Below are 10955 nucleotides of genomic sequence, written 5' to 3'. Positions count from 1 at the left end.
CATCCGTAGAACTGGTTAAACTCGCTCCTATTTGTTCAATATCCCGCCGTTGCCCACCAAAAATGGTGAGTCGACTCCGCTTATCGAGTAGCCATTTTCCTGAAATTCCATATTTAAACTTATCATCCCTAAAACCATAAGCTATAAAACCTTCAAGTCGCCATAAATCGTTTTGTCCAAAATAGGTTCGACCACCAGTCCGTAGCCTTAAACCTTCGACTTCATTAAATCCAATTGTTGAAAATATTGGACCATAATCAAAATTGATACTTGGGAATTCAATATAGCCAGAGGCCAGAATACTTCCTATATTATAAAGTGTTTTGAATTTCTTAACCGTTTTAAGGGTATCTAACATTTTATAAACACCCCTTTCGTCCTTATTTAAGGCTTCGAGTCGGTTCTTCTCCCAAAAGTCATCTTCACGATTATACACATCTGCATCATAATTATAAACCACCTTGTCGTAAAACTTTCGATCTTTTGGTTGATTAAATTTATAATTGTCATACAAGGTTGTTCGTTTCCCGTAGACACCTCTTGATCTTTCCTTTTTATTAAGTGCAAAATCCGACAAGAAATAATCGCGCTTAATCAAGAACACCGAGTCATTCAGCACTTCAAATTCTTGCTCAATATAAATCTCTTTTACCCAGTTAATGTTAGCACTTTTAGAAGCCTGAAGATTGATCTCTTTTATGGCGTAGGTAGAATCGTTAACCCAAAAGTCACCTTTAAATGTTAACTCATTCTTTCGCCTAGGGTAGTAGATAATATTGTAGCACCATTTATTATCTATATACGCACTATCGGATAACACATAATTATAGGTCTGAATACCTGTTCTACCCAATGGACTGACGAAACTTTTATCGAAGAATTTTAAGTAATTGTCATAAACATTGTAATCGGAATACAAATCATCTATAAAATCTATAATAACTTGATTATTGTCGAAGCCAGAATTTTTATTCCCGATTAAATCTTCGCGCTTTTTATTAGTAACATTATCACCATAGATTTTTTTTACGGATTCATTTAAGAAAATGGGGAGATATGTTTTTCCAGTAACCGAAGAGGTATCCACCTCTTCAAAAACAAACTCCATACCCTTAAACAATTTACTTTTTATTAATGCGCTATCTATAGTATTAAGGTCGAATTCTACTTTTTCGTACTGATCGTATTCGTATTGCTTAAACTGATTTAATCCGTTTTTGCGTTTACGCTCCCATATCTTTTTGAGAATTCTAATTGCTGGATTTTCTGAAGCTTTTTTGGATTGTTTTCCAGTAATAATAACGACTTCATCTAGTGATGATGCTTCCTCTTTTAAAACAAACTTTAAGTCATAGTTAACACGTTTGTTCAAAGGAATTTCAAGTATCTCGTAACCGATAAATGAGACTATTAAAGTTGACCAGATCTCATCAGACTCTAAATAAAACCTACCATCCTCGTTGGTGATAGTCCCTTCAGTAGAACCTTTAAATAATACATTGGCAAAAGGAACAGGCTCATTTTTTTCATCGAAAACATAACCACTAACTTTAGTTTGAGCAATTACTGTAATAAAACCAAAAAGTAAGAAGAGTGTAAGTAGTCTTAATTTCATATTTAAAAATAAACTTCATCAGCAACCATACCAAACTTATGTTTTAGGTTACTAATGAAGTTCCTTAAACGCAGAAATCTGCAATTTATTTATTTATACATTACTTTTTTTACGGCCTTTATAACATCGTTACTATTTGGCAACCATTCTTCTAAAAGTACTGGTGAATATGGCGCAGGTGTATCTGCAGTATTTAATTTTACTACAGGCGCGTCTAAATAATCGAAGGCTTCTGACTGTACCAAATACGTAATTTCGGTAGCGACATTGCCAAATGGCCACGCTTCCTCTAGGACCACCAAACGGTTTGTCTTTTTAACGGATTCTAAAACCGCATTTCTATCCATAGGTCTTACGGTGCGTAAATCGATAATCTCACAAGAAATACCTTCTTTTTCTAACTCGTCCGCAGCTTTGTAGGCTTCTTTTATAATTTTCCCAAAAGAAACGATAGTGACATCAGTACCTTCACGTTTAATATCGGCAACACCTATTGGAATAGTGTATTCACCTTCAGGTACATCCCCTTTATCACCATACATTTGTTCGCTTTCCATAAAAATTACAGGATCATCATCTCTGATAGCTGATTTCAATAAGCCTTTGGCATCATATGGATTTGATGGTACTATTACCTTTAGGCCTGGTGTATTAGCAAACCAGTTCTCGAATGCCTGCGAGTGCGTTGCTGCCAACTGACCTGCAGAAGCTGTTGGCCCTCTAAATACGATAGGGCATTTAAACTGACCACCAGACATTTGTCTAATCTTAGCTGCGTTGTTTATAATCTGATCTATACCCACTAAAGAGAAGTTAAAGGTCATGTATTCTACGATTGGACGATTACCTGTCATGGTAGAACCAATAGCAATTCCTGCAAAACCAAGCTCCGCAATTGGAGTATCAATAACGCGCTTAGGCCCAAATTCGTCTAACATCCCTTTTGATGCTTTATAGGCACCATTGTATTCTGCAACTTCTTCTCCCATGAGATAAATACTTTCATCCCTGCGCATTTCCTCACTCATGGCCTCAGCTATAGCTTCTCTAAATTGAATCGTTTTCATTATCCTTTTTTTAAACGGAAAACAAAAATAAGGATTATTAAAAAATTAAATAAATCAAATTTCTTTAAAATTTATTATGCACGCATAGTAAAAATTCGAAATAAAATATTTACCTTCGTAACCGCAATATTCTAGGGTAGATTTTACCCTAAAAATTTGTAAAATTAAGACGTTTTATGCTCTATTTACGCAAACGTTTTAGTTGCTTAATTAAACTATTTACAAATTTATAAATAATATAAATTATGAAGATTTTAGTATGTATTAGTCATGTTCCTGATACGACTTCAAAAATTAATTTCTCAGATGGTGGTACCAAGTTTGACACTAATGGTGTACAGTTTGTTATTAATCCTAATGACGAGTTTGGTTTAACCCGAGCTATGTGGTTTAAAGAAAAACAAGGAGCAAGTGTTGATGTAGTCAGTGTAGGTGGTGCTGAGACAGAACCTACTTTAAGAAAGGCACTAGCTATCGGAGCCGACTCTGCAATCCGAGTTAACACAGAAGCAACAGATGGTTTTGCTGTTGCTAAGCAACTTGCCAAGATAGTCACTGATGGTGATTATGATTTAGTGATTGCAGGAAGAGAATCTATCGATTATAATGGAGGTATGGTGCCAGGTATGTTAGCTGCTATGACCAATGCCAATTTCGTGACTAATTGCATTGGACTTGAGATAGATGGCACTAATGCTAAAGCGGTTAGGGAAATTGATGGAGGTAAAGAAGCCGTAAACACATCTTTACCATTAGTAATCGGTGGCCAAAAGGGATTAGTAGAAGAAAGTGATCTTCGTATCCCAAATATGAGAGGTATTATGATGGCTCGTAAAAAACCGTTAACAGTTGTCGAGCCAACTGAAGCAAATTCGGAAACCAAAGCCGTAAGTTTTGAAAAACCTGCACCAAAAGGAGCCGTAAAATTAGTTGATGCAGATAATATTGATGAATTAGTAAGCTTGCTTCACAATGAAGCTAAGGTGATTTAACACACAATACTTGGTCATTGAGGCTCTCGAAATGACCATATAAAATAACATCTAAACGTCGCTTCGAGAACCTCAGCGACCAAAAAATAAATATTATGTCAGTCTTAGTATATACAGAATCAGAAAACGGAAAATTTAAAAAAGCAGCTCTTGAGGTGGTCTCCTATGCAAAAGCTGTTGCAGACCAAATGGGAAGCACAGTCACTGCTGTTGCAATTAATGCAGATAATGCTGATAGTTTAGGAATCTATGGAGCCTCAAAAGTGCTTTCAATAACAGATGATACCTTAAATACTTTTAACGCCAAAAAGTATGCAGCAGTTATAGAACAGGCCGCAAAAAATGAAGCTTCTAATATCATCATATTAAGTTCTAGTGCAGATAGTAGGTATTTAGCGCCACTATTAGCAGTAGGATTAGAAGCTGGTTATGTTTCCAATGTTGTGGAAGCACCATCTAGCACTTCTCCTTTTACTGTAAAGCGCACTGCTTTTACCAATAAGGCTTTTGCCAATACAGAAATACATTCAGATGTGAAAATCGTAGGTTTATCCAACAATTCGTTTGGTGTGGTTGAGTCTGGAGGTACTGCAAATGTTGAAAGTTTTTCACCTTCATTGCCAGACTCGGGTGTTACCGTAGAATCCGTAGATAAAGCAACAGATAAGGTAAGTATTGCAGATGCTGAGATTGTTGTCTCTGGAGGAAGAGGATTAAAAGGTCCTGAAAATTGGGGAATGGTAGAAGAACTTGCAGACGTTTTAGGAGCGGCAACAGCTTGCTCAAAACCAGTATCTGATTTAGGTTGGAGATCACATGGCGAACACGTTGGTCAAACCGGTAAGCCCGTAGCATCCAATTTGTATATCGCTATTGGCATATCTGGTGCTATTCAACATTTAGCAGGTATCAATGCATCTAAAGTAAAAGTTGTTATCAATACTGATCCCGAAGCACCATTCTTTAAAGCAGCAGATTATGGAGTTGTAGGAGATGCTTTTGAAGTTGTACCTGCTCTTATAGAAAAACTGAAAGCTTTTAAAGCTCAAAACGTATAATTTTATTACCTTGTAATAGTATAAGGACTGTTTAAATTTAGATATTCTTAATAGAAAAGCGTTTTATCGAAAGTATTAAGAAAAACATCCAAATCTGCTTTTAGCAGTTGGTAAAGTCCAAATTTAAACAGTTCTTTGTGTTTTATTATTTATGAGCTTAGTTCGTTTAAATATCAAAGGGATTTCTTATAGCCAGACACAGAATGGCGCCTACGCTTTAATTCTTAATGAAGTAGACGGAGACCGAAAATTACCAATTGTTATTGGAGCATTTGAAGCACAATCCATTGCTATTGCCTTAGAAAAAGAAATTCGTCCTCCACGACCTTTAACTCACGATTTATTCAAAAATTTTGCCGACCGATTTGATATTGTGGTGAAGCAAGTTATTATTCACAAATTGGTCGATGGTGTTTTTTATTCGAGTCTGATTTGTGAGCGCGATAAAATTGAAGAGATCATTGATGCCAGAACAAGTGATGCTATTGCTTTGGCACTGCGATTTCAAGCTCCTATATTCACTTATAAGAATATTTTGGACAAGGCTGGCATCTATCTTAAAGTTAATCCTAAGAAAGAGGATGAAGAACAAGACAGTATCTTGGTTGACGACCTCATTGCTGAAGAAATCGAAACTGCAACTGCAGAACAACAAAGCTATAAAGATAAATCCTTAGAAGAACTTCACAGTCTCTTGGAAGAAGCCGTAAATAATGAAGACTACGAAAAAGCTGCTAAGATAAGAGACGAAATTTCAAAGCGCTAACCAACAACCCTCTTTATGAATCATTTTTTCAAGGCCCTTATTGCGTTATTTATTGGATTTTCTGCCATAACAGCACAAGAACTTGAAAAATCTACTAACAATCCGATTTCCGTAAAAACAGATGCCGATTCGCCTACATTGATTAATGATGTTCAGGATTTAAAAATTAACAATTGGCAGCTATTCAGACATACAGCTTATGAAAGTTATCCCGATAGTATTTCTGGTGATTTGGAGTTCATAAAAGGCAAAGAGTTTTTAGCACTTAATAAAAATGGTGAGTATTCGGCTATACTCAATAATACATTTAATAGCGGTGTTTGGCTTCAAAACAATAATCTTTTGGTATTCAAACAAAAAGTACCGACAACTATTGACATCTATTATGAAATATTAAAACAAGAAGATACCATCCTTCAATTAAAAAATGGTAATAGCGTTCTCACATATATCACAGAAGAACACCCCAATCATATTCAAAAAGAGGCTTCAACTGGTACCATAATTAAAAGTGAGGGTTTTAGTTTTAAAAGTTTTTGGCGTGGTGCATTAGGCATGATATCTTTAATATTTATTGCTTTTCTGTTTAGTAGTAATCGAAGGGCAATTAATTGGAAAACTGTTGGAATTGGCTTAATATTTCAATTACTTATAGCCATAGGTGTACTGAAAGTAGACCTTATTAAAGGTGCTTTTGAAGCTGTTGGCCAAGTATTCATAAATATTTTGGATTTTACCAGAGCGGGTAGCGAATTCTTATTTAGTGGTGTTATGGACGTAAATTCTTATGGGTTCATATTTGCTTTTCAAGTCTTACCAACCATCCTTTTCTTTTCGGCATTGACTTCTGTTTTATTCTACTTAGGTATTATTCAAAAAGTAGTACAAGCTTTTGGATGGTTACTGACTAAACTCTTAAGGATTTCAGGTGCAGAAAGCTTAAGCGTTGCTGGTAATATTTTCTTGGGACAAACCGAAGCCCCTTTATTAATCAAGGCTTATCTTGAAAAAATGAATAAGTCCGAAATCCTATTGGTGATGATAGGCGGCATGGCTACTGTTGCAGGTGCTGTACTTGCTGCCTACATAGGGTTTTTAGGAGGAGATGACCCAGCCCTTCGTTTGGTATATGCCAAACATTTACTGGCTGCTTCGGTAATGGCAGCACCAGGAGCCATTGTTATTTCTAAAATATTATATCCACAAACCGAAAAGATTAATACGGATGTTAGGGTATCCCAAGAAAAAATAGGTGCCAATTTATTAGATGCCATTGCAAATGGAACTACCGAAGGATTGAAACTTGCCGTAAATGTGGGTGCCATGCTTTTGGTATTTGTGGCATTTATTGCTATGGTTAATGGTATTCTAGGTTGGGTTGGTAATGTCACTACTCTAAATGGTTGGATGGCAGCCAACACTCCTTATCAAAGTTTTTCGCTCGAAGCCATTTTAGGAACTGTATTTGCTCCTTTGATGTGGCTCATTGGAGTGGCCAAAGAAGACATGATGATGATGGGACAATTATTGGGTATTAAATTAGCAGCAAGCGAATTTGTAGGCTATATTCAATTAGCAGATTTAAAGAATGTTTCTAATGCTACCCACCTTACTTATGAGAAGTCTATAATCATGGCCACTTACATGCTATGTGGATTTGCCAATTTTGCATCAATCGGTATTCAAATTGGTGGTATTGGCTCACTAGCACCTGGTCAACGAAAACAGCTATCTAGATTTGGTATGAAAGCATTAATTGGAGGTACTATTGCCTCATTAATATCTGCTACGATAGCAGGTATGATTATCGGATAATAGTAGTTAATAACTTTTCATATTTGAAGGGTGGTAAATTAATTTAACTTTAGGCTTTTTAGTTAAATTCGTTCCTTGAATTTATTCTTAATCTTTTAGAACGTTTCTTCCCTTGTGCTTACAATAAAGTTATAACGGCATATGGAGGGAAATACAGATAATGGGCTTATGAAACAATATCACGATTTAGTAAAGTACGTTTTAGAAAACGGTAACGAAAAAGGAGACCGAACAGGCACAGGTACCAAAAGTGTGTTTGGCTATCAAATGCGATTCGATTTAAGCGAAGGCTTTCCAATGGTTACCACAAAAAAATTACACCTTAAGTCTATTATTTATGAACTCCTTTGGTTTTTAAAAGGAGATACCAACATCAATTACCTCACAGAAAATGGCGTTCGTATTTGGAACGAATGGGCTGATGAAAATGGAAATCTAGGACCAGTTTATGGTCATCAATGGCGCAATTGGGCAAGTGAAGAGATTGATCAGATTAAAGAGGTTATCCAAACACTTAAAAACAACCCCAACAGTAGAAGAATGTTGGTCTCTGCTTGGAATCCTTCCGTATTACCAGACACATCAAAATCCTTCTCAGAGAATGTTGCCAATGGTAAAGCAGCTTTACCACCATGCCATGCATTCTTTCAGTTTTATGTCGCTGATGACAAATTATCTTGCCAACTCTATCAAAGAAGTGCAGATATCTTTTTGGGAGTACCATTTAATATTGCATCTTATGCGTTGTTTACCATGATGATAGCACAAGTTTGTGGTTATCTGCCTGGTGAATTCATCCATACTTTTGGCGACGCACACATATATAATAATCACTTAGAGCAACTAGAATTACAAATGTCTAGAGACATACGACCATTGCCAAAGATGATTATTAATCCTGATGTTAGGAATATTTTCGATTTTAAGTTTGAAGACTTTACACTTATCGATTACAATCCTCACCCCCACATAAAGGGAGTCGTTGCTGTTTAAAAAAGAAGGACATACAAACTATAAAAAAAGCGTCTCAATTGAGACGCTTTTTTGTTTCTTCCTTAAAAAGTGATTACAAGTTTAAAACACCATTCTCAGCACCTGCAAAGTCACTCCAAGCATAAGAATCTGCTTGCTCATCGTTGATGTAGGTACCATCAACAACATATCTAAATTCGTATGAGCTTTCGCTAGGTAAATCAACAGTGCCTTTAAAGATACCGTTTTTTAATTTCTTTAATTCAGTAGCTTCAGTATTCCACTCGTTAAAGCTTCCAACAACCGCTACATTTTTTGCCTCTTTTGCTGGAACAGAAAATGTTACTTTACAAACTGGCTTACTTTTTAAATACTGCTTCTTAATTGCCATAATAATTAATTTAATTCTAGGGGCAAAAGTATAAAAGAAAAAATCACAAATTAAAGTTTAAATTGCATAAGATCAAAGAATTATCATTTTCATAAAATAGCCTTTACTTTTTGATAAACTATTTAATTTTTTAGTACTTAATTTACAAGATTAACAACAATAAAATAGGGTCTTTTTAGCTGATAATCAACGATATCGTTTTCGAAAAATCTCAATTAGTACCATCATAAATTTAAAACATCGCTTTAGCTAAAAAGAGCTATCTTTATAGTCTCAAAATCGGATTATGTTCGGAAAGAAAAAACAAGTTTCTTCTATAGATAAAGACCAACTGGAACTCATAGAAAATGCACAAAAACGCATTAGACAAAAAAAGCGTTTATATATCCATTTTGTCATTTTCTTAATAGGTGCGGTATTCTTGATTCTTGCCAACACTATTCTTGGTATTGGAAAGGATTTCACCATTGCTGGCATTAATTGGTTTGTCTATGCTATTATGGCTTGGTTATTTTTATTTATATACCATTTTGTGACTGTATTTATTACCCATAAATTCATGGGCAAAGATTGGGAGAAACAACAACTCGATAAATTAGTAAACCAACAGCAACAACGCATAGATAAGTTAAAGGAGGGCTTCCTAAAGGAAGAAAGAAAGATGGCACAATCCCAAGCCTATAGTAAAACCCAAACGCTTGAAGCCGAAAAGAAAAACTCTAGAGAACTAACGATTATTGTTGCTGCTGGAGAAGATAATGCCATAGGTAAGGACAACGATCTTATTTGGCATTTAAGCAATGATTTAAAGCGTTTTAAAGCACTAACTTCTGGCCACCATATCATTATGGGTCGTAAAACCTTTGAGAGTTTTCCAAAACCTCTGCCAAATAGAACACATATTGTCATTACTAGACAAAAAGACTACAAAGCCCCAGATGGTGTCATTGTGGTCAGTAATCTTGAGGATGCCATTGATGCCGCTAGAAAAGACAATCAACCTTTCATTATTGGTGGTGGGGAAATTTATAAGCAATCCATGGCCTTGGCAGATAAATTAAAAATTACAAGGGTTCACAGTACTTTTGAAGGCGCCGACACCTTTTTTCCTGAGATAGATGCCACAAAATGGAAAGAAGTCAGCAGAACAACACATGATGCCGATGAGGACCACAAATATGCCTTTTCGTTTATAACTTATGAAAGACGGTAAATGCTCCTATTTTTCTACCGTAAAAAACTAAATCTTTGTCTAAAAAATAAACAAAATTTAGTCTCAATTCAGGAGCCACTTCCCTAGTCCATAAATTTTTTTATTTAGTTATTTGAGAATTTTCAAATGAAAAAATTCATGTACTTTTGCAGCACTAAAATTTAGTCCATATGAATGCACATATTTTTCCAGGTCAAGGTGCACAGTTTTCTGGCATGGGTTTAGATCTCTATGAAAAATCCCCTTTAGCACAAGAGTTATTTGAAAAAGCCAATGACATTTTAGGCTTCTCAATTACCGATGTCATGTTTGAAGGCTCTGCCGAAGACCTAAAACAAACCAAGGTCACGCAACCTGCTATATTCTTACATTCTGTAATCTTAGCTAAAACTTTAGGAGATACTTTTAAACCAGATATGGTCGCTGGTCATTCGCTTGGAGAATTTTCGGCATTGGTTGCAGCCGGAGCATTAACTTTCGACGATGGCTTAAAATTAGTATCACAACGTGCCCAAGCGATGCAAAAAGCATGCGAATTACAACCAAGTACTATGGCAGCTGTTTTAGGTCTAGATGACGATGTTGTGGAAAAAGTTTGCGCGATGACTGAAGGTATTGTTGTAGCCGCCAATTATAATTGTCCTGGCCAATTGGTAATTTCTGGAGAAATCGATGCGGTAAACAAAGCTTGTGAAACGCTTAAAGAAGAAGGCGCTAGGCGTGCTTTAGTATTACCTGTAGGTGGTGCATTTCATTCACCTATGATGGAACCTGCTCGTGAAGAACTCGCTGCGGCAATAGAGAGAACTACTTTTGGCAAGACCAATTGCCCTATTTATCAAAATGTTACGGCTTCAGCTGTTATCGATGAAAACGACATAAAAACCAATTTAATCTCTCAATTAACTGCTCCTGTGCGTTGGACACAATCCGTACAACAAATGATTACCGATGGCGCTATCCATTTCACAGAAGTAGGTCCTGGTAAGGTATTGCAAGGTTTAGTTAAAAAAATAAACAGAGAAGCAGAAACAAGCTCTGCAACTTTTGAAACTAACGCATAAAA

General features: G+C 35.9%; 10 protein-coding genes. 7 read left to right on the top strand and 3 right to left on the bottom strand.

Annotation, left to right across the window (positions count from 1 at the left end; translation table 11 throughout):
• Together Q0992_RS03615 and Q0992_RS03610 are read right to left on the bottom strand one after the other, a co-directional pair.
• Positions 1–1615 (bottom strand): DUF5686 and carboxypeptidase-like regulatory domain-containing protein (locus Q0992_RS03615; protein WP_299520561.1); only part of this gene is annotated, 1615 nt, incomplete at its 3' end.
• 89 nt (positions 1616–1704) lie between these two features.
• Positions 1705–2682: a pyruvate dehydrogenase complex E1 component subunit beta gene (locus Q0992_RS03610; RefSeq protein ID WP_299520554.1), complete on the bottom strand. Its 978-nt coding sequence runs from the start codon at positions 2680–2682 to the stop codon at positions 1705–1707.
• Between the two features lie 245 nt (positions 2683–2927).
• Between Q0992_RS03610 and Q0992_RS03605 the strand changes: the two genes are divergently transcribed.
• From Q0992_RS03605 to Q0992_RS03585, 5 genes are all read left to right on the top strand, one after another.
• On the top strand, positions 2928–3674 hold the full coding sequence (locus Q0992_RS03605) for an electron transfer flavoprotein subunit beta/FixA family protein (protein WP_299520546.1): 747 nt from the start codon (positions 2928–2930) through the stop codon (positions 3672–3674).
• A gap of 95 nt (positions 3675–3769) precedes the next feature.
• Entirely contained in the window at positions 3770–4732 is a 963-nt protein-coding gene (locus tag Q0992_RS03600; protein ID WP_299520539.1) for an electron transfer flavoprotein subunit alpha/FixB family protein, read from the top strand.
• 151 nt (positions 4733–4883) lie between these two features.
• Positions 4884–5498, top strand: a complete 615-nt coding sequence (locus tag Q0992_RS03595) for a bifunctional nuclease family protein (protein WP_299520532.1) — start codon at positions 4884–4886, stop codon at positions 5496–5498.
• Positions 5499–5513: 15 nt separating this feature from the next.
• Entirely contained in the window at positions 5514–7313 is a 1800-nt protein-coding gene (locus tag Q0992_RS03590) for a NupC/NupG family nucleoside CNT transporter (protein WP_367277936.1), read from the top strand.
• A gap of 168 nt (positions 7314–7481) precedes the next feature.
• On the top strand, positions 7482–8306 hold the full coding sequence (locus Q0992_RS03585; protein WP_299520574.1) for a thymidylate synthase: 825 nt from the start codon (positions 7482–7484) through the stop codon (positions 8304–8306).
• A gap of 73 nt (positions 8307–8379) precedes the next feature.
• Here Q0992_RS03585 and Q0992_RS03580 read toward each other — a convergent pair whose 3' ends face one another.
• Positions 8380–8676 carry an isoamylase early set domain-containing protein gene (locus Q0992_RS03580; RefSeq protein WP_299520513.1) on the bottom strand — a complete coding sequence of 99 codons (297 nt, stop codon included), beginning with the start codon at positions 8674–8676 and terminating at the stop codon, positions 8380–8382.
• A gap of 286 nt (positions 8677–8962) precedes the next feature.
• Between Q0992_RS03580 and Q0992_RS03575 the strand changes: the two genes are divergently transcribed.
• Complete coding sequence (locus Q0992_RS03575; RefSeq protein ID WP_299520507.1) at positions 8963–9889, top strand: dihydrofolate reductase; 927 nt, start codon at positions 8963–8965, stop codon at positions 9887–9889.
• A gap of 170 nt (positions 9890–10059) precedes the next feature.
• Positions 10060–10953 carry an ACP S-malonyltransferase gene (gene fabD, locus Q0992_RS03570; protein ID WP_299520499.1) on the top strand — a complete coding sequence of 298 codons (894 nt, stop codon included), beginning with the start codon at positions 10060–10062 and terminating at the stop codon, positions 10951–10953.
• Positions 10954–10955: the final 2 nt, after the last annotated feature.

This window comes from Winogradskyella sp. (assembly GCF_028289625.1).
Classification (GTDB): domain Bacteria; phylum Bacteroidota; class Bacteroidia; order Flavobacteriales; family Flavobacteriaceae; genus Winogradskyella.
Note: the sequence above shows the minus strand (reverse complement) of the source record. Positions and strands in the feature narration are given on the sequence as shown.

Coding starts and splice junctions, on each gene's coding strand:
- Q0992_RS03610 (WP_299520554.1), bottom strand. CDS start 2,682: ATGAAAACGATTCAATTTAGAGAAGCTATAGCTGAGGCCATGAGTGAG.
- Q0992_RS03605 (WP_299520546.1), top strand. CDS start 2,928: ATGAAGATTTTAGTATGTATTAGTCATGTTCCTGATACGACTTCAAAA.
- Q0992_RS03600 (WP_299520539.1), top strand. CDS start 3,770: ATGTCAGTCTTAGTATATACAGAATCAGAAAACGGAAAATTTAAAAAA.
- Q0992_RS03595 (WP_299520532.1), top strand. CDS start 4,884: ATGAGCTTAGTTCGTTTAAATATCAAAGGGATTTCTTATAGCCAGACA.
- Q0992_RS03590 (WP_367277936.1), top strand. CDS start 5,514: ATGAATCATTTTTTCAAGGCCCTTATTGCGTTATTTATTGGATTTTCT.
- Q0992_RS03585 (WP_299520574.1), top strand. CDS start 7,482: ATGAAACAATATCACGATTTAGTAAAGTACGTTTTAGAAAACGGTAAC.
- Q0992_RS03580 (WP_299520513.1), bottom strand. CDS start 8,676: ATGGCAATTAAGAAGCAGTATTTAAAAAGTAAGCCAGTTTGTAAAGTA.
- Q0992_RS03575 (WP_299520507.1), top strand. CDS start 8,963: ATGTTCGGAAAGAAAAAACAAGTTTCTTCTATAGATAAAGACCAACTG.
- fabD (WP_299520499.1), top strand. CDS start 10,060: ATGAATGCACATATTTTTCCAGGTCAAGGTGCACAGTTTTCTGGCATG.